This is a genomic window from Burkholderia sp. DN3021, from assembly GCF_049805555.1.
Taxonomy (GTDB): domain Bacteria; phylum Pseudomonadota; class Gammaproteobacteria; order Burkholderiales; family Burkholderiaceae; genus Burkholderia; species Burkholderia pyrrocinia_C.
Genome location: NZ_JBNCAB010000032.1, coordinates 1 through 19,473 on the forward strand (window position 1 = coordinate 1; position 19,473 = coordinate 19,473).

Annotated in this window: 20 protein-coding genes; 10 read left to right on the forward strand and 10 right to left on the reverse strand. The window is 69.4% G+C overall.

All coding sequences use genetic code 11. The annotated features are described in order from the left end of the window. A partial coding sequence (locus ACPUER_RS17365; protein ID WP_425131713.1) for an AraC family ligand binding domain-containing protein occupies positions 1-610 on the reverse strand: 610 nt, incomplete at its 3' end. A 170-nt stretch (positions 611-780) separates the two neighbouring features. On the opposite strand from ACPUER_RS17365, the gene ACPUER_RS17370 reads away from it, so the two are divergent. Both ACPUER_RS17370 and ACPUER_RS17375 read left to right on the forward strand, forming a co-directional pair. Then, on the forward strand, positions 781-1,614 hold the full coding sequence (locus tag ACPUER_RS17370) for a molybdenum cofactor biosynthesis F family protein (RefSeq protein ID WP_425131714.1): 834 nt from the start codon (positions 781-783) through the stop codon (positions 1,612-1,614). Further along, entirely contained in the window at positions 1,611-2,420 is an 810-nt protein-coding gene (locus ACPUER_RS17375) for an SDR family oxidoreductase (protein WP_425131667.1), read from the forward strand. The genes ACPUER_RS17370 and ACPUER_RS17375 overlap by 4 nt, the downstream gene beginning before the upstream one ends. 87 nt (positions 2,421-2,507) lie before the next feature. On the opposite strand, the gene ACPUER_RS17380 is transcribed toward ACPUER_RS17375, so the two are convergent. Then, a complete protein-coding gene (locus ACPUER_RS17380) occupies positions 2,508-3,200 on the reverse strand; it encodes a dihydrodipicolinate reductase (RefSeq protein WP_310132946.1) in 693 nt (230 codons plus the stop codon). A gap of 391 nt (positions 3,201-3,591) precedes the next feature. Between ACPUER_RS17380 and ACPUER_RS17385 the strand changes: the two genes are divergently transcribed. The 4 genes from ACPUER_RS17385 (at position 3,592) to creD (ending at position 8,071) form a co-directional block, all read left to right on the forward strand. Beyond that, on the forward strand, positions 3,592-4,305 hold the full coding sequence (locus ACPUER_RS17385; protein WP_034180467.1) for an SDR family NAD(P)-dependent oxidoreductase: 714 nt from the start codon (positions 3,592-3,594) through the stop codon (positions 4,303-4,305). Positions 4,306-4,399: 94 nt separating this feature from the next. Further along, entirely contained in the window at positions 4,400-5,110 is a 711-nt protein-coding gene (creB, locus tag ACPUER_RS17390; protein WP_175959525.1) for a two-component system response regulator CreB, read from the forward strand. A gap of 14 nt (positions 5,111-5,124) precedes the next feature. Next, positions 5,125-6,576, forward strand: coding sequence for a two-component system sensor histidine kinase CreC (gene creC / locus ACPUER_RS17395; protein WP_425131668.1), 1,452 nt, complete (start codon positions 5,125-5,127; stop codon positions 6,574-6,576). Between the two features lie 103 nt (positions 6,577-6,679). Next, complete coding sequence (creD, locus tag ACPUER_RS17400; protein WP_425131669.1) at positions 6,680-8,071, forward strand: cell envelope integrity protein CreD; 1,392 nt, start codon at positions 6,680-6,682, stop codon at positions 8,069-8,071. Between the two features lie 72 nt (positions 8,072-8,143). Here creD and ACPUER_RS17405 read toward each other — a convergent pair whose 3' ends face one another. Next, a complete protein-coding gene (locus tag ACPUER_RS17405) occupies positions 8,144-8,566 on the reverse strand; it encodes a RidA family protein (RefSeq protein ID WP_425131670.1) in 423 nt (140 codons plus the stop codon). A 331-nt stretch (positions 8,567-8,897) separates the two neighbouring features. On the opposite strand from ACPUER_RS17405, the gene ACPUER_RS17410 reads away from it, so the two are divergent. Next, entirely contained in the window at positions 8,898-9,104 is a 207-nt protein-coding gene (locus ACPUER_RS17410; protein WP_425131671.1) for an oxidoreductase-like domain-containing protein, read from the forward strand. A 75-nt stretch (positions 9,105-9,179) separates the two neighbouring features. Here ACPUER_RS17410 and ACPUER_RS17415 read toward each other — a convergent pair whose 3' ends face one another. Continuing rightward, positions 9,180-10,640, reverse strand: a complete 1,461-nt coding sequence (locus tag ACPUER_RS17415) for an MFS transporter (protein WP_175959521.1) — start codon at positions 10,638-10,640, stop codon at positions 9,180-9,182. A gap of 146 nt (positions 10,641-10,786) precedes the next feature. Here ACPUER_RS17415 and ACPUER_RS17420 point away from each other — a divergent pair, with 146 nt between their 5' ends. Further along, positions 10,787-11,659 carry a LysR family transcriptional regulator gene (locus ACPUER_RS17420; RefSeq protein WP_105392663.1) on the forward strand — a complete coding sequence of 291 codons (873 nt, stop codon included), beginning with the start codon at positions 10,787-10,789 and terminating at the stop codon, positions 11,657-11,659. Positions 11,660-11,724: 65 nt separating this feature from the next. Next, positions 11,725-12,045 carry a DUF7660 family protein gene (locus tag ACPUER_RS17425; protein ID WP_175959730.1) on the forward strand — a complete coding sequence of 107 codons (321 nt, stop codon included), beginning with the start codon at positions 11,725-11,727 and terminating at the stop codon, positions 12,043-12,045. Between the two features lie 24 nt (positions 12,046-12,069). Here the strand turns inward: ACPUER_RS17425 and ACPUER_RS17430 are convergent, their stop codons facing one another. Continuing rightward, positions 12,070-12,972 carry a LysR family transcriptional regulator gene (locus tag ACPUER_RS17430; RefSeq protein ID WP_175959519.1) on the reverse strand — a complete coding sequence of 301 codons (903 nt, stop codon included), beginning with the start codon at positions 12,970-12,972 and terminating at the stop codon, positions 12,070-12,072. A 98-nt stretch (positions 12,973-13,070) separates the two neighbouring features. On the opposite strand from ACPUER_RS17430, the gene ACPUER_RS17435 reads away from it, so the two are divergent. Continuing rightward, the gene (locus ACPUER_RS17435) at positions 13,071-14,051 is read left to right on the forward strand and encodes an NAD-dependent epimerase/dehydratase family protein (RefSeq protein WP_425131672.1); all 981 of its coding nucleotides are present in this window, start codon (positions 13,071-13,073) and stop codon (positions 14,049-14,051) included. Positions 14,052-14,148: 97 nt separating this feature from the next. Here the strand turns inward: ACPUER_RS17435 and ACPUER_RS17440 are convergent, their stop codons facing one another. The 5 genes from ACPUER_RS17440 to ACPUER_RS17460 all read right to left on the reverse strand — a co-directional run bounded on the left by ACPUER_RS17440 (position 14,149) and on the right by ACPUER_RS17460 (position 19,107). Beyond that, on the reverse strand, positions 14,149-14,850 hold the full coding sequence (locus ACPUER_RS17440; protein ID WP_425131673.1) for a DUF2848 domain-containing protein: 702 nt from the start codon (positions 14,848-14,850) through the stop codon (positions 14,149-14,151). A gap of 49 nt (positions 14,851-14,899) precedes the next feature. Next, positions 14,900-16,207 carry an MFS transporter gene (locus tag ACPUER_RS17445; protein WP_425131674.1) on the reverse strand — a complete coding sequence of 436 codons (1,308 nt, stop codon included), beginning with the start codon at positions 16,205-16,207 and terminating at the stop codon, positions 14,900-14,902. A gap of 89 nt (positions 16,208-16,296) precedes the next feature. Then, positions 16,297-16,983 carry a hypothetical protein gene (locus ACPUER_RS17450; RefSeq protein WP_425131675.1) on the reverse strand — a complete coding sequence of 229 codons (687 nt, stop codon included), beginning with the start codon at positions 16,981-16,983 and terminating at the stop codon, positions 16,297-16,299. 100 nt (positions 16,984-17,083) lie between these two features. Next, complete coding sequence (locus ACPUER_RS17455) at positions 17,084-18,130, reverse strand: LysR family transcriptional regulator (protein WP_175959514.1); 1,047 nt, start codon at positions 18,128-18,130, stop codon at positions 17,084-17,086. A 185-nt stretch (positions 18,131-18,315) separates the two neighbouring features. Continuing rightward, positions 18,316-19,107, reverse strand: coding sequence for an SDR family NAD(P)-dependent oxidoreductase (locus ACPUER_RS17460; RefSeq protein ID WP_425131676.1), 792 nt, complete (start codon positions 19,105-19,107; stop codon positions 18,316-18,318). Positions 19,108-19,473 lie beyond the last annotated feature (366 nt).

Consider the following 19,473-nt stretch of genomic DNA (forward strand, 5'->3'; position numbering starts at 1 on the left):
TTTGGATTAAAAACCCGCCAACAAAGTTTAACCGGAAAACGCCGATATGGGGGGCATTTTGGGCTTGGTAAAGGGGCGGGGCGGGGGCGGGGGGCAGCGGTGGGGGGGGGAGGGGGAGGGCCGGCGCGACGCCGGCCGCCGGCAGCGTGCGGTTCGCGTGCCGGGCGAGCAACCCGGCGACGAGCATCACCAGCGCTTCGTCGCGGGCGAGCGGCTGGGTTTCCCCGGCGACGATGCGCGCATGCAACCGGCCGACGGCGGCCGTGAGCCGCGCGTCGCGCACCGCCGGATGCGCAAGCTCGACGCCGCCGAGGCCTTCTTCTGCCGCGACGCCCGCGACCAGCGCGGGCGCGAGGTACAGCATCCGCCAGCGCCGGCCCGTGCCGGCATCGATCGGCGAGCCGTCGTGCATTTCGCCCGGGTTGACCATGATCGCGTCGCCGGCCAGCGCGTCGACCTGCCCGCGGCCGCTCCACGACCGGTGCGCACCGCTGACGATCACGCCGACCCCGAATTCGTCGTGTGCGTGGCGCGGAAACGCGCGGTCGGATTCGAGGCTGATCGCCTCGATGCCTTCGGCAGTCCGTCGGTAGTGGGTGACACGGTGCATGTGCGCTCCTCGCGCCGGCTGCGGCGCGGATGACGTGAACTTTAGCGCGTTCCGGCGCCGCGCGCCCTTCATCCTTTTGGCCGATACCGCGCGGCGCGCGCAGCCCGCACCATGTGCACATGAGCAGCGTACACGGCCCGCCGGGCCTGAAGCTGTGCGGGAGGCGGCAGGTGGAACGACAGGATCCGGTATACATTCAGGTTGGCGCGCTCGCGGACGGCTTCGCGCCGGAAGCGAACATCCTTGCGCCCGTCGACGCGCTCGCCGGGCGTACGCTGGCGCTCGGCGATGCATCGGGCGCGTGGCGCGTCTATACGTTCGAGCAGGGCGCGCTGCAGTGGCGCGACGCGGCGACCGACGCGGGCGGCCGCGAGCCGTGCCGCGTGACGCGGCTGCGCGACGCGCTGTACTTCGTCGACTACATCGACACGGCCGCTCGCGCGACGTCGGTCAGTCTCGTGATCGATCTCGACAGCGGCGTATGGACGTCGGTCGTCGGCACGCTGCCGACCGAAGCCGACACGCGCATCGACGCGTTCACGCGCGTCGCGCGCGGGCTGCCGCTGACGGCCGTCGACGCGGCGTTCCGGCACGGCACGCTCGGCGGTCACGTACAGCCGGGGCCGCTGCACGGGCCGACGCGCGAACTGATCGGCAAGCGGACGATGTACCGCTACAGCCCGACCGAATGCTACGAGCACATCTACCTGAACGAGAACTTCTACGCGTGGCAGTGCCTGCAGGGCGTCGAAGGCGGGCTGGCCGATGTCGACCGCTGCCATTACTTCCGGATCGCCGACGCGCTGTATCTGTTCGTGTGGCGCGAAAAGGTGGTGCCGACGCTCGGCGTCGTGCTGATCGATCTTGCTCAGCGCAAGACCGACGGCAAGATCTTCGGCTACCAGGGCGGTGATTTCGGCACGCTGTCGAACTTCCAGATCGGCGCCCATGCGCAGGTGCTGAACGAAACCGTGCATCCGCTCGGCGGCGAGGCGCAACGATGAATGCCGTGCCGGGCAACGGCCGACTGCGTGCGGATTTCAGCGGGCGCGTCGTGCTCGTCACGGGCGCCGCGCAAGGGATTGGCGCGGCGATCGCACGGCGTTTCGCGGAATCCGGCGCGTTCGTCGCGCTCGCCGACCTGAACGGCGAGGCCGCCGCCGCGCAGGCCGATGCGCTCGCCGGCGCGGGCGGCGCTGCACGCGCGTATCGGGTGGACGCCGCCAGCCGCGACGAACTGGGTGCGCTGGTCGCAGCGGTCGAGCGCGACGGCGGCCGGCTCGATGTCGTCGTCCACAACGCCGCATATTTTCCGCTGACGCCGTTCACGCAGATCGACGAGCCGACGCTCGAGCGGACGCTGTCGGTCAACCTGTCGGCGCTGTTCTGGCTCGCGCAGGCCGCGTTGCCCGCATTCGAGCGCGCAGGGGCCGGGCGGCTGCTCGTCACATCGTCGGTGACGGGGCCGCGCGTCGCCTATCCGGGGCTCGCGCACTACGCGGCGTCGAAGGCCGGCGTGAACGGCTTCATTCGCGCGGCGGCGCTGGAGCTTGCGCGCCGCAACGTGACGGTCAACGGTGTCGAGCCGGGGATGATTCGCACGCCGGCGGCCGGCAATCTCGGCGACGCGTCGGTCGCGGCGCAGATCGCGCGCGACATTCCGCTCGCGCGGATGGGCGAGCCGGAGGACATCGCGAACGCGATGCTGTTTCTCGCCTCGGCCGACGCGGCGTACATCACGGGACAGACGATCGTCGTCGACGGCGGCGCGACCTTGCCGGAGAGCGGCGCGGTGCCGGGAGACGTGTGACGGCGGCGTCGAACCGGCCGTGGCGGGATCGCGGCCGGCAAGGTCCTGCGGCGGCGCCGCCGTCGGCTTCGCCGCACGTCGCCGCGACTACAACCAGCCGTTGCGGATGAACTCGACGATCGAATAGCGGCGGTTCTCGAGATCGTGCTGGCGGACGGCTTCGACGATGCGCGACACGCCATCCGCATAGGGCGTCGCACCGTACACGCGCGATTCGAACTGCAGGCTGCACGCGCCGTCGTCGATGCGTATCCGGTGAACCGCATGGCGGCCGAGCTGATCGTCGGGGATAGCGAATTCGCTGCGCTGCACGTCCGGGTCGCGCACGGAGCGGATGTCTTCCGGCCGCACGCCGAGCGACTGGCCGATGCCGACGGCCGTGCCGGGGACGGACGTCTTGCCTGCCTGATGCGACTCCGTCAGGCTGATCTCGCAGTCGCGAAACAGGTGGCCGCTGGTTTCCAGCATGCTCATGAACTTGAGCATCAGGATATTCGTGTTCGGACACAGCACGACCGGGAAGTCGTGTGTTCCGGTTTCGAGGTCGGAGCCGGTGGACAGTTCGACGAGCGGCGACGCGGTGGCCTCGCAAAACGCGATCGCGGCGGGGAGTTCGCGGCCGGAGCCGGCATGCACGACGATCGATCGGGCGTCGCTACGTCGGGCGTCGGTTCGTGCACGGTCCGACCAGGACATTACGCGACAGGTTGCCGGGTCGAGCTTGTGCGAGCCGAGCAGCTCATTGGCCAGCTTGCCGGTTCCAACGACGAGTACTTGCATGGGATTGACGGGTTGAGGTTCAGTATTTGATACGGGATCGGCGTAGGCGTCGGGTAGCCCGGCACGGCCCGGTCGCGGCTCGCGCCACGCCGAACGGGCCTCGTGCATTATGCCCGGCTGTCCGCATGCGTGCCTGTCGGGCCTCACGTGCGGAGTCGCGGCGGCCCGCCACGTGTGGACCGCGCTCCGCATCGTGATGCGGCCGCCGGGCTGACGTCCGGGCAACCAGCGCGAAACGACGGAGGAACTGCGCCGCAGCGTCGCGTCGCGCGCACGCAGGCGTGAACGGCGCTACGCTGTCGAAACGCCGGCCGCGCACGTCCGTGCCGCGGCCGGCATGACTCATGCATCACGCATCAACCACCCATCTTCGATCCAGGAGAGCACATCGATGGAACACGACCTGAAAGGCAAGGCAGTCGCGATCACCGGCGGATTCGGTCATCTGGGCGTCGCGACGGCCGCATGGCTGGGCCAGCGCGGCGCACGCGTCGCACTGATCGGCCGCGGCGCCGCGCCGGCTGCGCAGACGCTGCCCGGCGTGCCGGCCGACGCGCTGCGCATCGGCGGCATCGACCTTGTCGACCCGCAGGCCGCCGCACGGGCGCTCGAATCGGTAAACCGCGAATTCGGCCGGGTCGACGCGCTGCTGAACATCGCCGGCGCGTTCGTATGGCAGACGATCGCCGACGGCGACGCCGCCACGTGGGACCGCATGTACGAGCTGAACGTAAAGACCGCGCTGAACGCGTCGAAGGCCGCGCTGCCGTACCTGGTCGCGAGCCCGGCCGGCCGTATCGTCAACATCGGCGCGGGCGCGGCGTTCAAGGCCGGCGCGGGCATGGGCGCTTATGCGGCCGCGAAGGCCGGCGTCGCGCGTCTCACCGAGGCGCTGGCGGCCGAACTGCTCGACCGCGGCGTGACGGTGAACGCGATCCTGCCGAGCATCATCGATACGCCGCCGAACCGCGCGGACATGCCCGACGCGGATTTCACGCGCTGGGTCCGGCCTGAACAGATCGCGGCGACGATCGGATTCCTGCTGTCGGCCGACGCACAGGCGATCACCGGCGCGTCGATTCCGGTGAACGGCCGCGTGGCGTAGCGCGCGCGGGCGGGGCTCGCTGCATTGCGGCTCGCGCCGCGGCCGGCCGTGCGTACAATGTCGCACCGGAAACGCGCGAGCCCAGCCTGAGACCATGAATCAGCCCAAGATCCTGATCGTCGAAGATGAAACGGCGATCGCGGACACGATCGTCTACGCCCTCGGCACCGACGGCATGCAGACCGTCCACTGCACGCTCGGGCAAGCGGCGCTCGACCAACTGCGCGACACGCGCTTCGACCTGGTCGTGCTCGATGTCGGCCTGCCGGACCTCAGCGGCTTTGAAGTCTGCCGGCGGCTGCGCACGTTCACCGACGTGCCGGTGATCTTCCTGACCGCGCGGCATGACGAGATCGACCGGATCGTCGGGCTCGAAATCGGCGCCGACGATTACGTGGTCAAGCCGTTTTCGCCGCGCGAGCTGGCCGCACGGGTGCGCGTGATCCTGCGGCGCTTCTACCGGACGGCCAGGCCGCAAACGACGCCCGCGCCGGCAGATGCGCAGGCCGCGACAACCGCGCCGGGCTTCGTGCTCGACACCGACGGCGCGCGCGTGTCGTGGCTCGGCCACGCGCTGGACCTCACGCGCTACGAATTCGGCCTGCTGGCGCTGCTTGTCCGGCATCCGGGGCGCATCTATTCGCGCGAGCAGTTGATGGACCTCGTATGGCACGAGGCGCTCGATTCGGCCGACCGCACGGTCGATACGCACATCAAGACGCTGCGCGCGAAACTGCGCGCGATCGATCCCGAGCGCGACCCGATCCGCACGCATCGCGGGATGGGTTATTCGCTGCAACCGTAACGACCTGCACCGCCATGCATATCGGCCTGCGCATCTTCTTCGGCTTTTTCCTGATCGTCGGTCTTGCCGCGCTGATCACGCTGCGCGTGTTCGTGCAGGAAGTGAAGCCCGGTGTGCGCGAAGCGATGGAGGACACGCTCGTCGACACCGCGCAGGTGCTGGCGACGCTGGCCGCAGACGACATGGCGAACGGGCATATCGCCGACGGCGCCTTCGCGCGGCAACTCCAAAAGCTGCACGAGAGCCCGGTCAGCGCGAACGTGTGGGGCATGCACAAGAATGCGATCAGCTACCGCATCTACATCACCGACGCGCACGGTATCGTGCGCTACGACTCGACCGGCAGCGCAGTGGGGCAGGACTATTCGCGCTGGAATGACGTGTACCGGACGCTGCGCGGCGAATACGGCGCACGCAGCACGCGCGCCGATCCGAACGACGACAGCAGCACCGTGATGCACGTCGCGGCGCCGATCCGGCGCGGGAACGAGATCGTCGGCGTGCTGACGATCGCGAAGCCGAACCAGACGGTCGCGCCGTTCATCGCGCGCAGCCAGCGCAAGATCATGCTGTACGGCGCGTTGCTGATGGGCGGCGCGATCCTGATCGGCGCCGCCTGCACATGGTGGCTGGTGCTCGGGCTGCGGCGGCTGCAACGCTATGCGCGCGCGATCGCGGCCGGCGAGCGCGCGGCGATGCCGCTGCAGGGCGCGAGCGAGCTGGCCGAGCTCGGGCGCGCGGTGGAGAGCATGCATCAGCGGCTGGAGGACCGGCAGTACGTCGAAACCTACATCCACACGCTCACGCACGAGATGAAAAGCCCGCTGGCCGCGATCAGCGGCGCGGCGGAGCTGCTGCAGGAAGAGATGCCGGTCGCGAACCGCCGGCGCTTTACCGAAAACATCCGCCGCCAGGCCGGCCGACTCGAACAGATGATCCGCAAGCTGCTCGCGCTGGCCGAAGTCGAGCAGAAGCAGCGCCTGTCGGTACGCGAGCCGGTCGCGCTGCTGCCGGTGCTCGAACAGCTCGTCGAGGATATCGAGCCGCGCGCGCGCCAGCGCGGCGTGAGCCTGCGGATCGACGCAAACGACGCTTCCGATCCGGCAGTCGTCGAAGGCGATCCGTTCCTGCTGCGCCAGGCGCTCGGCAACCTGCTCGACAACGCGCTGGATTTCGCGCCGCAACGCAGCACGATCCGGATCGTGCTCGAACGGCAGCCGGCGGGCAGGGCGCATGTCGCGGTCGTGCGTGTTATCGATGACGGCCCCGGCGTGCCGGACTACGCGCTGTCGCGGGTATTCGAACGCTTCTATTCGCTGCCGCGCCCGGACGGGCAGGATCGCAGCACGGGCCTCGGGCTGTGTTTCGTCCGCGAAGTCGCGATGCTGCATCGTGGCCAGGTCGCGCTCGCGAACCGCGACGAAGGCGGCGCGTGCGCGACGCTCACGCTGCCGTCGCCGGGCTGAGCGCGCTTCACGCTCGCCACACATTCGCTTCACACCGGCTTCAATCGGCCTTCACCGGGCCCGCTCATGCTGACCGCATCTTCCACTCCGGTATCCGTCAGCAATGAATCGAGTCCTGTTGTTCAAATCCGTGATCACCGCGTTTCTCGCGCTGGCGATCCTGATCCCGCTGCAGATGGTCCAAAGCATCGTGCGGGAACGCGCCGAGTATCGCGAGAGCGCATTGCAGAGCATCTGGGCCAGCTACGCGGGGCCGCAGACGGTGACGGGGCCGGTGCTCGTCGTGCATTACACGGAAGTCACGCGCGTGCGCGACGACACGCCGGCCGGCGGCGCGGCGAAAACGAGCCTGAGAAGCGAGACGAAGCGCCTGCTCGTGTTTCCGAAGACGCTGAACGTCGACGGCACGCTCAAGGTCGAGGTGCGCTATCGCGGCATCCACAAGGCGCTCGTGTACGGGCTGGATAGCCGGCTGACGGGCACGCTGATGCTGCCGGACCTGAAGAAGCTGCCGCAGGCCGATGGCCACGTGAGCTTCGCGGTCGACAGCGCGTATGTCGCGATCGGCATCGGCGACATTCGCGGGCTGAAGGCGCAGCCCGACCTGCGCCTTGGCGGCAAGCGGTTCGACGTGGAGCAGGGCACGCGGCTGGACAGCCTGCGCCAGGGCGTGCACGCGACTATCGATCTCGCGGCGCTGGCGGACGCAAACGCAGGGGCTGTCGTGCCGTTCAGCATCGGCCTGCCGCTGGCGGGCGCGGAATCCGTCGCGTTCGCGCCGGTGGCTGACCAGAACGATTTTTCGCTGAAATCGACGTGGCCGCATCCGAGCTTCGGCGGCGCGTTCCTGCCGGGCGAGCGCACGATCGATGCGCAGGGTTTCGCCAGCAATTGGCACGTGACGTCGTTCAATACGAAGGCGCGCGAGCAGGTCGCGACCGGCAACGGTGAGGGCGCGATCGAGATGGCGTCGGTGTCGGTGATCGAACCCGTGAACGTCTATCTGCAGGCCGAACGCGCGACGAAGTACGGCGCGCTGTTCGTGATGCTCACGTTCGCGAGCTTCTTCATGTACGAACTCGCGAAGCGGCTGCGCATTCACCCGATTCAGTACCTGCTGGTCGGCCTGTCGCTCGCGCTGTTCTTCCTGCTGCTGCTGAGCCTGTCCGAGCACATCGCGTTCGGTCATGCGTATCTCGCGGCGAGCGGCGCATGCATCGGGCTGCTCGGCTTCTACCTGTCGTTCGTGCTGCACAGCGTGAAGCGCGGCGCGACGTTCGCGACGCTGCTCGCGATGCTGTACGCGGCGCTCTACGGGCTGCTGCTGTCGGAGGACAACGCGCTGATGCTCGGTTCTCTGCTGCTGTTCGCGATCCTCGCCGGCATCATGACGCTCACGCGCCGTATCGACTGGTATGCGCTCGGCGCCGCGTGGCAGCCGCTGGGCGACAAGTCGGGCGCGGATGCCGTGAAGCCGGGTGCGCCGGCGAAGTAAGCGCGGATCTTGCATGCGCGTCGGCCGGTGGTACCCCGTCCGGCGCGCAACGTTGCGCGGGACGGCCGTGATTCACGCGTGAGGCGAAGGCTGCCGAAATCGCGTCAGCGGAATTTCGGCAACGGCCGCGATCTCGATCAGCAAATCCGGATGGTAGAGACGCTCGACCTGAACGGTCGTCGTCACGGGATAGGGTTCGGCAAAGCAGGTCTTGCGGATATCGCCGGCCTGCATGAATGCATCGATGTCGGTCGCGTAGTGGACGAGCGAGATCACATCGCGCATTTGCCCGCCCATCGCGGCCAGCACGTCGCGGATGTTGTCGAGCGTCTGCCGCACCTGCATGCGCATGTCGCCGTGGCCGACCAGTTGTCCGTCGCGGTCGAGCGCGACTTGCCCCTTCAGATGCACGATCCGGCCGTCGCCCTGGATCACGGCCATCGAGAACGCGCCGAACGGCGCCCAGACTTCCGGCGGATTCACTGCTTCAGCCATGACTCGACTCCTCGCGATCGGTGGGAAAAACGCGGCTGCACGGAGGGCGGCATTCAGGAACGCAACGAAAAGCGCGTTGTCGGCGCGCACCGCCCGCTTCGTCAGCAGTCGCGCCATTATGGATGAACGCATGACCGCCGCACGACGACCACGACGACATCGCCTGAACGCTGTCCGGTGCGACAGAAGCCTCGCGGCACTCGACGGTATCGCGTCCATCGAACTAACGAGCGGGCAGTGTGCACGCGTCTGCGGACGGACGTGACGCTGCCGGCAGGCCGGGCGGCATCCACTTATACTGGTGGACGTTCCTCGTCATTCGATCTTCGCCGTGCCCGCGCCTGCCCCTACCGATCCGTCCGATCCGTCCACCGACGATCCCCGTCCGACCCCGCCCGAACAGCCTGAACTGGAAGACTGCTGCAACAGCGGCTGCTCGCCGTGCGTCTTCGACCTGTACGACGAAGCGCTGGCGCGCTATCGCGTCGAGCTGGCCGAGTGGGAAGCGCGGCAGGCGCAACGCAAGCAACGCCGGTGAGCCCGATGCCGGCCGGCGGCCACCCGTTCGCCTTCCTGCCGCAGGTTCTGCCGGCGGTGCGATCCACGTCCCGCGTCACGCGCCCGCATGCAGCCGCCGATGCAGCGGCCCGAGTGCCGTCGACAGTGCGATGCACGCAAGCAATACGGCGGTCAGCGTGAACATCGACGTCCGGAACCCCTGCACGTAATCGACCGCGGCCGGATGCACGCCGAGCCGCGCGAAGAACACGCCGCCGATCGTTGCGGCGCCGACGGCCGCGCCGATCTGCAGCATCGCGCTGACCATTCCTGACGCGACGCCTGCGCGCGCCGCGTCGACTTCCGCGAGCACGATCCGCACGACCGACGGCAGCACGAGGCCTTGCCCGATGCCGATCGCCGCGATGCCCGCGTAGAAGCCGGGCCCCGGCGCGCCTTCGCGGGCGAGCGCGGCGGCGGTCGCGACGCCGGCCGCGAGCATGACGAAGCCGAGCGTCAGCACGCGATAACCGCCGAACCGGCCGACGAGGCGCGGCATCAGCAGCGGGCTTGCGAGGAAGCCGAGCCCGAGCGGCAGGATCGCGAACCCGGACGCGAGCGGCGACCAGTTCAGGCATCCCTGCAGATAGATCCCGTAGCTCAGGAAGAATGCGCTCAGCATGTAGAACAGGAACGCGAGCAAGAGCCCGAGCGCGACGACCGGGTTGCGGAACAGGCGCACGTCGAGCAGCGGATCGCGGCCGCGCGCAAGCCGGCCCGCCTCGACCGCCAGCAGCGCCCCGAGCATCGGCAGCGCGCCGACGACGCACGCGATCATCCACAGCGGCCAGCCGGCCTCGCGGCCTTGCGTGAGCGGATACACGAGCATCAGCAGGAACAGCGACATCAGCACCGTGCCCGGCACGTCGATGCGCTGGCCGCGCGGCGGCCGGTTTTCCGGGATGAAGCGCCAGCTGCCGATCAGCGCAAGGATGCCGATCGGCAGATTGACGAGGAAGATCGCGCGCCAGCCGAGCCCGAACGGATGCAGGCTGATCAGCGCGCCGCCGCCGAGCTGGCCGATCACGGCCGCGAGGCCGAACGCGAAACCGTAGAAGCCCATCACGCGCACCTGTTCCTGCGGGCTGAACACGCTGCGGATCGTCGCGAGCACCTGCGGCGCGAGGATCGCGGCGAACAGGCCCTGCAGCACGCGGCCGCCGACGAGCACCGTACCGCTGCCGGCGAGCCCGCACAGCGTCGACGCGAGCACGAAGCCGGCCATGCCCAGCATGAACATGCGCTTGCGGCCGTACAGGTCGCCGAGGCGGCCGCCCGTGATCTGCACGACCGCGCTCGCGCACGCATAGGCCGATACGACGAGCTGGAGCTCGGCCGGGCGCGCGCCGATGCCGTCGCGGATGGCCGGCAGCGCCAGATTCACGATGAAGTAGTCGAGCGGCGGCAGAATGGCGCCGACCAGCAGGACCACGAGCGCCCAGCCGTGATGGCTGCGCTGCGTCGCCGCGGCAGCCGCGCCGGCCGGCGCGCAAGGAGCAAGGGTGTGGTTCGTCATGAACGAAGGTCCGAAAAGAATGAGGGCCGTATGCGCGAGCGGCGCAGGTTGGCCGTTGACCCCGTATTCTGGGTGCGGTAGACGAATCGGAAAAGCGGGAAAGAGTGGTAGCATCCATCGGGTTAATCGATGGATGGAGAATGGCGATGCGCGGTTTCGATCTGGACCAGTTGCGCACTTTCGCGGCGGTCGCGGACGCCGGCAGCCTGACGGCCGCCGCGCCGCTGCTGCATTTGTCGCAGTCGACGGTCAGCGAGCAGGTGCGCAAGCTCGAATTGCGCGCCGGCGTGCCGCTGTTCGTGCGCAGCAAGCGCGGCGTCGAGCCGACGCCGGCCGGCACGCGGCTGCTGCAGCACGCACGGCGGATCGTCGCGCTGAACGAGGCCGCGTTCGACGAGCTGCGCGGGCAGGCGATCAAGGGCGAGCTGCGCGTCGCGATCACCGACTACTACCGGACGAATGAAGTCGCGGGCCTGCTGGCGCGGCTGCGGGAGTGCTACCCGCAACTGAGCCTGCACGTGAGCGCGATGAAGAGTGCGGACATCGAGGCGGCGCACGCGAGAGGGCAGATCGATCTCGGCGTCGTGATGAACCTGTCGAGCGGGCCGTTCCGGCCGGCGTCGGCCGATACGCGCTGGGTGTTGCGGCGCGAGCCGCTGTCGTGGGTCGCGTCGCCCGCGCTCGCGGAGCAATTGCCCGAGCCGCTGCCGCTCGTGCTGCTGCCGGACGACTGCATGATGCATCAGATCGCGGTGCGCTCGCTCGACGAGCAGCACACGCCGTACGTGCTCGTGCACAGCGCGTCGGGTGTCGCGGGGCTGCAGTCGATGCTCGCGGCGGGGCTCGGTGTCGGCTGCCTGTGCGCGTCGGCGATCGGCGACGGCATGATGCGGCTCGGCGCGAAATACCGGCTGCCGCCGCTGCCCGACGCGGTGTTTTCGCTGACGCCGCCGATGCCGGGCGAACGCGAAACCGTCACGCAGGCGCGCGAGGTGCTGTCGCGGCAATTGCTGATGTAAACACGCGCCGCGCGACATGCAGCGGCGCGTATTCGAGAGACGCGGGAGAGGGCCTACGCATGAGCATGAACGACGAACTGAAAAGCCAGATGGCCGACAGGCTGCAGGACGCGCTGGAGCGTGTGGTCGACGAGCGCTCGCTGATCCATTTCCTGCGCGTACTCGGCCATGACTGGAACACGGAGCGGCAACTCGAAGCCGACGTGCCGCCGTCGCCATACGCGCGTGCCGCGCTTGGCTGGGAAAACCGCTCGATCGGCGAGTACCTGGAGGCGATGGTCGACTGGGCCGAAGCGTCGGAGGAAGGGTTGCGCTTCTACGACGTGCCTGACAATCCATGGCGGCGCGTGGCGGACATCCTGTTCGCCGGGAAAATCTATGAGTAGTACCGTCCGGGCAATTTGCGCCTTTTACTCGGCGGCTTCTCCGTCGGCATACGCGCGCAACCCGTCCGCCAGCGCATCGAATACGGCCCGGCAGCGCGGGCTCGTCCGCAGGTCCTCGTGCATCACGACCCAGGTTTCCAGCTTCATCGCGGGCCCGTCCGGCAGCACGCGCACGAGCCGCACGTCGCGCTTCGCGAGCCCCGTCTGGCAGAAACCGACGCCGTAGCCGGCGCGGATCATCGCGAGCTGCGCGAGGTTGCTGTCGGTGCGCAGCGCGAACGCATCGCGCTTCCACAGCGGCATCCCGCGCCCTGCCGAGCGGATGAACGGCGTGATGGTATCGAAGCCGATCAGCGCGTGATGCGCGAGTTCGTCGATCGTCGCGGGCACGCCGTTGCGCGCCACGTAGTCGTCGCGCGCATACAGCCCGACTTCGATCGCGCCGACGCGCCGCGCGACGAGCGCGTCCTGCGCGGGAGGCGCCATCCGCACCGCGATGTCGGCCTCGCGGTTCAGCACGTCCTGGATGCGGTCGGTCGGCACCAGTTCGATGACGAGCCCCGGATGATCGCGCCGCAATTGCGCGAGCATGGGCGGCAGCACCTCGACGGCGATCACGTCGCTGGCCGAGATCCGCACGGTGCCGCGCACGCCGGCGCCGTGGCTCGCGGCCGCGCGCTCGAATGCGGCCGCCGCGCTGCCCAGCGCCTCCGCATGGCCGCGCAGCGCGAGCGCCGCCTCGGTCGGCAGCAGGCCGGATGGCGAGCGCGTGAACAGCGTCTGGCCAAACGCGGCTTCGAGCGCCGCGACGTGGCGGCCGGCCGTCGGCTGCGTAATGCCGAGCGAGCGCGCCGCGCCGGACAGCGAGCCTTCCGTCAGCACCGCGAGGAAGGTGCGGTAGCGTTCCCAGTTCAGATCGGTGGTCATGCATAAATGTATAGCTGATACCCGATACTAGGCAATTCATTATTAGCCTTCCGCGCGCCAGAATGCATCTCACGACGGTTCATTCAAGGAGAACGGCAATGACGACGAACGCAGGTGCGACGCAACGACAGGCACTCGTGCTCGGCGCGAGCGGCGGGATCGGCGGGGAAGTTGCGCGGCAGTTGCACGATGCCGGCTGGCAGGTGCGCGCGCTCAAGCGCGGGCTCGATGCCGACGTCGTGGAGCGTGACGGCATCACATGGATGCGCGGCGACGCGCTGGATCGCGAGGCGGTGGTGCGGGCCGCGCGCGGCTGCAGCGTGATCGTGCACGCGGTGAACCCGCCCGGATACCGAAACTGGCCGACGCAGGTGCTGCCGATGATCGACAACACGATCGCGGCGGCGACGGTGGCGCAGGCGACCGTCGTGCTGCCCGGCACGGTCTACAACTACGGCGCCGACGCGTTTCCGGTGCTGCGCGAAGACGCACCGCAGCATCCGGCGACCCGCAAGGGCGCGATCCGCGTCGAACTGGAGCGGCGCCTGCAGGAAGCGACCGCGCAGGGCGTCCGCACGATCGTCGTGCGCGCGGGCGATTTCTTCGGGGGGCGTGCCGGCAACAACTGGTTTGCGCAGGGGCTGATCAAGCCGGGGCGGCCCGTCTCGACGATCAGCGTGCCGGGGCGGCCGGGCGTTGGCCATCAGTGGGCGTATCTGCCGGACGTCGCGCGCACGATGGTCGAGCTGATCGAGCGGCGCGACACGCTGGAGCCGTTTGCGCGCTTCCATCTCGGCGGGCATTGGGACGCGGACGGCACGCAGATGGCCGAGGCCATCAGTCGCGTGGCGCAGCGGCACGGAATGCGGCCTGCCGTGCGCAAATTCCCGTGGTGGCTCGTGTGGGCCGCGGCGCCGTTCGTCACGACGCTGCGCGAGATGCTGGAGATGCGCTATCTGTGGCGCGAGCCGCTCAGGATGGACAACGCGCGCGTGACTGCGGTGCTCGGCCGCGAGCCGTTGACGCCGCTCGATACGGCGGTGGAGGCGACGCTGGCGGGGCTCGGTTGCTTGCAGTGAACGGCGGCGCGAAAGGCGGAGGCGAACGGAACGTGCCGGCATGAAAGCGTGCGTGCGCGCCTTTCACTTCGGCATCCGTCAGGCCCGCTGTTTCCCGTCACGCCACGACCGGCAACACCTCGACCGCATACCGGTGCCGCAGGCTGCGCCCGAGCACTGGGTCGTGCAGTTCCATCTCGAATGCGTCACCGTCGCCCATCGCCGCGATCGCGCCATGCACGGCGACCGTGCCGCCATACATCGCGCAGCGCGCGGGCATCGTGCGGCGATCGTCGAAGCGCTGCCACAGCGCGTCCGGCGCGAGCAGGCCGCTGACCGCGCCGTGCTGATATGCAATGCGTTCGCCGTCACGCGCGATCAGCCACGAGCGCATCTCGATCGCATCCCAGTGATCGGCGACATCCGCGTAAAGCCACGCATCGCACCCGAGCGGTTTCGCGCACACCTGCTTCGACACCGCGACGCCATACGCCTCGACTTCGCGATCCGTATGATCGGAGCCGACCGTGACCAGCGTGCCGGCCGGGCTGTCGAGCAGCACGCATTCGATCTCGCCGCCCGAGCGTGCGCCGAGTACGCCGATAGACGGCGCCTGCGTCAGCAGCGCGGACGACACGCGATAGAAGCACGGCGTGGTCGAAGGCGGCGCGACGCCGAGCGTCGCGAGTTCGTCGATGTGCGCGCGGATCGCCGCCGGATCGCGGCCGGCCCAGCCGGCAATCACGACGCGCTCGATCTCGACGTCGACGGCGGCGGGCGCGTGTTGCAGGGAAGTCACGTTGAACGACAGGGCTTGCATGCGGGTATCCGTTTGAAGTGCGAAGGAATGAATCGGCTTGCGGCGACGCTCATTCCGCGAGCGCCCGGTGCGCGGTCTCGCGCGCGACGAGGAGCGCGATCGAGGTGACGACGAGCGCTGCGGTGACGTACAGCGACACGGCCGTCGTCGTGCCCGTCTGCCGGAACAGCGTGGCGATCACGAGGGGGGCGAAGCCGCCGCCGACGATACCGGCGAGCGTATAGGCCAGCGACGAGCCCGCATAACGCACCCGCGTCGGGAACTGCTCGGTCACGAATGCGCCCTGCGGGCCGTACATCACCGCATGGATCACGAGGCCGATCGCGACGGCCGCGACGATCGCGCCGGGGCGCGCCGAATCGAGCAACACGAAGAACACGAACGCCCAGACGATCCCCGCGATCGCGCCGGCGAGGTACACGGGCCGGCGTCCGAAGCGGTCCGACAGCGCACCGAAGAACGGCACCGCGAGCGCGTTGCACGCCGTGCCGACCATCACGGCCGTCAGCGCGACGGGGCGCGACAGGTGCAGCACGGTCGTCACGTAGGTCAGCGTGAACACGACGATCAGCGCATACAGCACGTCCGAGCCGATCCGCGCGCCGCCCGCGATCAGCAGGCGTCGCCAGTGGTACTTCAGCACGTCGGCGACGGGCACCTCGGCGGTCGCGTGCGATTCGGCGAGCTGCTCGAACTGCGGCGTTTCGTCGACGCCGCGCCGCAGCCAGAAGCCGAACACGACGAGCAGCGCGCTGGCCGCGAACGGCACGCGCCAGCCCCACGACAGGAAGTTCACGGACGTGGTCGACAGCGTCACGAGCGCGATGCAGCCGGTGCCGAGCAGCGTGCCGAACGACGGGCCCATCTGCGTCCACGACGCGGACAGCCCGCGCCGGTTCTGGTCGCCATGCTCGACCGACAGCAGCACCGCGCCGGCCCATTCGCCGCCGAGCGCGACGCCCTGCACGAAGCGCAGCGCGACGAGCAGGATCGGGCTCAGGATGCCGGCCTGCGCATAGGTCGGCAGCGCGCCCATCAGCGCGGTCGTCACGCCCATCAGCACCAGCGTGAGCATCAGCACCGCGCGGCGGCCGACGCGGTCGCCGAGATTGCCGAACACGAAGCCGCCGAGCGGGCGCGACACATAGCCGACCGCATAGGTCGAGAACGCGAGGATCGTGCCGGCCAGCGGATCGACCGACGGGAAGAACAGGTGGTTGAAGACGAGCGCGGCGAGCGTGTTGTAGATCGTGAAGTCGTACCACTCGAGCGACGTGCCGATCATGCTCGCGGTCGCGAGTCGGCTGTTGCGGACGCGGCGGGGCGCGTGGGCGGCGGGCTGGGCGAGAGTGCTCATGGGTTCGGGCCTGTCGTGACGGAGAACGGGATCAAGCGCGGGGCCGACGTGTCGGCCGCGTGCGGAAGCGGCGCGGCCGGCGTCGGCGTTCAGGCAGGCAGCGCGGCGGCGGCCGGTTCGGCTTCGGCTTCGCGGCGCGCAACCGGCAGCGGCGCGGCGGCGCGCCACAGCAGGTCGAAGGTGCGTACGTCGTCGTGCCCGGCGAGTGCGGCGGCCACGCGGCGTGTCGCGGCCGCGTCGCTGCCTTCGATCAGCACGAGCGCGTCGGCGGCCGGGCGGGCGGCCGCATCGGCGCCGATCGGCGCGGACAGCTCGGGCGCGGTGCGGAAGAGTCGCGCCGCGTGAATTCCCGGTTCCCGCAGCGCGGCGTTGAAGCGCTCGCTCAGTTGCAGCACGTCGATGCGTTCCGGCGGCAGCACGAACAGCGCGAGATGCGCGCCTTCGCCGTCGCCGGCCTCGATCGTCAGTTCGCCGACGCGCCGTTGCGTGCCCGTCATGCGTTCGAAGTTTGCGAGCGACCACGCGGTCTGCTGCGTGAACGCGCGCCGGTATGCGTCGCTACGGAACACGTCGAGCATGTCCGTCACGTACAGCGCGAGGTACCGGCGCGGGCCGGCGTCGGTCGCGCGAAAGCGCCGCGCATGCGTGAAGCCGGGAATCGCGACACGTTCCTGCATGTGCTCGCGGTCGTACCACGCGTTGAAATCGGCTTCGTGCGCGGGGTCGATATCCGTCCAGACGCAAAGCTGGCCGTGCGGAAGGGAAAGGCGGGTCATCGCGGGGTTCCTCGTGACGGGGGATGTCAGGAACCGCAGTGTCCCGAAGACGGGCCGCGCCCGTCCAACAAGAAAACAAATTCGCGGTGAACAGGTTTTCTTATGAGCGGCGCGGGCGGCGTTTGGCCGGCGTGGCGGCGGGCTGCGCGGATTTTGCCGTCCGCTTCGCAGTTGCCTTGGTATTTTTCTTTGTTTTGGCCGTCGTACGGGCGGGCGATGCGTCGACGGGTTCGGGGCTGGCCGGTGCGGCCGGCTTCGCGATGCTCGCGGCGGCCGGCATCGCGCGCGCGATCTCGCTCGCCAGTTCCGCGATGCGTGCGGCGACCGGCAGGCCCTGGCTGCGGTAGGTCGCGACGAGCGGCAGCGCGGGGAATTCGGGTTCGACGTCGAGCAGTTCGAGCGCGCCTTCGTGCAGCTCGCGCCCGATGATCGCGGGCGGCAGCGCAGCCACGCCGAGGCCGTCGGCGACGAGGCGGATCATCGCCGCGACCGACGTGATGCAGTTGATGCTGGCCGGCCGCTCGACGGCCGCGAACAGCCGCTCGATCGTCGCGTGCGGCCCCGAGTGGCGCGAGAAGCTGATGATCGGAAATTCCGCGAGGCGCGCGACGTCGAGCGGCTGGCCGCCGAGCCCGAGGCGCGGGCTTGCCGCCCAGCGCACCGGGAATTCGCACAGCGGCAGGTTCGTGAAGTCGGGGCCCGGCACCGGATCGGTCTGCAGGATCAGGTCGACGCCGTCGGTGCTGAGCAGGCGGATCAGGTGCAGCGTCGTGTCGCTCGTGATTTCGACGTCGAGCCGCGGATAGCGCTCGCGCAGTTGCGCCATCAGCGCCGGGAACCAGCTGTGCACGATCGATTCGATCACGCCGATGCGGATCAGGCCGGCATCGCTCGCTGCATCGATGTCGCGCCGCATTTCGCCGTCGAGCCGCACGATCCGCTCGGCATAGGCCAGCATGCGCCGGCCCGCGGGCGTGAGCGTGGCCGAGCGCGTGTTGCGGTCGAACAGGCGCACGTCGAACGCCTCTTCGAGCGACGCGATGCGGCTCGACACGGCGGCTTGCGTCGTGTGCAGTTTTTCGGCGGTCAGCCGGAAGTTTTCCAGCTTCGCGAGCCAGACGAAGGTTTCAAGAAACCGGATGTTCATCGAAGTCCGAGCGGTGAGGCGGTGCCGGGCGGGGCGGCGGGATCGGTCGATGGTAGCGGATTTTTGGAGCGGGAAACGAGCGGGCGGTGCGGTGAGCGTGCCGTAGCGGGCGTCGGAGTGCCGGAGGACGTTGCACGGAACGCCGCCCGCAGCGACGCATTACGCGCGCGGCGTGCCCTCGCGCATCAAAGTTTGTCGAACGCGAGCGTCGGCACGTCGACGACCATCGCGCCGCCGTCCGCGACGAGCGTCGCGCCGGTCACGAACGATGCATCGGGCGACGCGAGAAACGCACAGACGGCCGCGATTTCGTCCGGATCGGCCGCGCGCCGCAGCGGCACGTCGGCGCTGACGCGTGCGTATGCATTGTCGAGCGTGTCGCCATGCGCGGCCATCAGCGGCTCCATTTCCGCATCGGCCATCGGCGTGCGGACCCAGCCCGGACACACGGCGTTCGCGCGCACACCGTGCGGGCCGTAGTCGCGGGCGAGCGACCGCGTGAGCCCGAGCAGCGCGTGCTTGCCGACCGTATAGCCGCATACGCCGGGCCCGGCCGCGAGCGCCGCGATCGACGCGACCAGCACGATGCTGCCGCGCTGCGCGATCAGGTCGGGCAGGCACGCACGCGCGCTGACGAACGCGGTGTCGAGGTTCGCGTGCATTGCGTCGCGCCACTGCGCGTCGCCGGTTTCGTCCGCGCGGCCGACGCCGTGGCCACCGGCGCACGCGACGAGCGCGTCGACGCGGCCGAAGCGTTCGGCGATCCGCGGCAGGAAGCCGGCCCAGTCGGCGCTGCTCGCGGCGTCGCCGGCGAGCGCGAGGCCGCCCGTCTCGGCGGCCAGCGCGTCGAGCGGCGCCTGACGTCGCCCGATCAGCACGACGCGGTCGCCGCGGCCGGCGAAGCGGCGCGCGCATGCTGTGCCGATGCCGGTGCCCGCGCCGGTGATCGCGATCGTGCGGGGTTGCTGGTGCGTCATGTCGTTCTCCGGAAGGGGGGCGTTGCCGGTCACTTTAGGCGGCGCGGGCGAGCGCCGGTATCAGCCGAAAGGATGAATGCGGACGGCGTCCGGCCCGCCGGAACGGCCGTGGTCCATTTTGCAAAAGCTGACGATGTCCGGCGCCGAATCGCTCTATCCTCCACATTTTTGGGATAAGTCACGAAAGCCCGGCAAAATAGCGCGCGCATCGACGCGCGGCGCGTCGGTCGGCCGATTCCGTCGTGCGTGCGGAGCGGCAGGCCGGCGAGATCGGCGCGAGCATGCGCCCGATGCGCGGGCATCGCGTCTGCCGATGGATCGTGTCACCACGGGGTATCGCCCGGTTGCGCGCTGGCGCGGCCGGAC

What these genes read in the sequence shown, in the direction of transcription:
- ACPUER_RS17445 (WP_425131674.1), bottom strand. Translation starts at nt 16,207, where the DNA reads ATGAGCACTCTCGCCCAGCCCGCCGCCCACGCGCCCCGCCGCGTCCGC.
- ACPUER_RS17380 (WP_310132946.1), bottom strand. Translation starts at nt 3,200, where the DNA reads ATGCAAGTACTCGTCGTTGGAACCGGCAAGCTGGCCAATGAGCTGCTC.
- ACPUER_RS17440 (WP_425131673.1), bottom strand. Translation starts at nt 14,850, where the DNA reads ATGCAAGCCCTGTCGTTCAACGTGACTTCCCTGCAACACGCGCCCGCC.
- ACPUER_RS17375 (WP_425131667.1), top strand. Translation starts at nt 1,611, where the DNA reads ATGAATGCCGTGCCGGGCAACGGCCGACTGCGTGCGGATTTCAGCGGG.
- ACPUER_RS17405 (WP_425131670.1), bottom strand. Translation starts at nt 8,566, where the DNA reads ATGGCTGAAGCAGTGAATCCGCCGGAAGTCTGGGCGCCGTTCGGCGCG.
- ACPUER_RS17435 (WP_425131672.1), top strand. Translation starts at nt 13,071, where the DNA reads ATGACGACGAACGCAGGTGCGACGCAACGACAGGCACTCGTGCTCGGC.
- ACPUER_RS17425 (WP_175959730.1), top strand. Translation starts at nt 11,725, where the DNA reads ATGAACGACGAACTGAAAAGCCAGATGGCCGACAGGCTGCAGGACGCG.
- ACPUER_RS17385 (WP_034180467.1), top strand. Translation starts at nt 3,592, where the DNA reads ATGGAACACGACCTGAAAGGCAAGGCAGTCGCGATCACCGGCGGATTC.
- ACPUER_RS17450 (WP_425131675.1), bottom strand. Translation starts at nt 16,983, where the DNA reads ATGACCCGCCTTTCCCTTCCGCACGGCCAGCTTTGCGTCTGGACGGAT.
- ACPUER_RS17455 (WP_175959514.1), bottom strand. Translation starts at nt 18,130, where the DNA reads ATGAACATCCGGTTTCTTGAAACCTTCGTCTGGCTCGCGAAGCTGGAA.
- ACPUER_RS17420 (WP_105392663.1), top strand. Translation starts at nt 10,787, where the DNA reads ATGCGCGGTTTCGATCTGGACCAGTTGCGCACTTTCGCGGCGGTCGCG.
- ACPUER_RS17430 (WP_175959519.1), bottom strand. Translation starts at nt 12,972, where the DNA reads ATGACCACCGATCTGAACTGGGAACGCTACCGCACCTTCCTCGCGGTG.
- ACPUER_RS17415 (WP_175959521.1), bottom strand. Translation starts at nt 10,640, where the DNA reads ATGACGAACCACACCCTTGCTCCTTGCGCGCCGGCCGGCGCGGCTGCC.
- creC (WP_425131668.1), top strand. Translation starts at nt 5,125, where the DNA reads ATGCATATCGGCCTGCGCATCTTCTTCGGCTTTTTCCTGATCGTCGGT.
- creD (WP_425131669.1), top strand. Translation starts at nt 6,680, where the DNA reads ATGAATCGAGTCCTGTTGTTCAAATCCGTGATCACCGCGTTTCTCGCG.
- creB (WP_175959525.1), top strand. Translation starts at nt 4,400, where the DNA reads ATGAATCAGCCCAAGATCCTGATCGTCGAAGATGAAACGGCGATCGCG.
- ACPUER_RS17460 (WP_425131676.1), bottom strand. Translation starts at nt 19,107, where the DNA reads ATGACGCACCAGCAACCCCGCACGATCGCGATCACCGGCGCGGGCACC.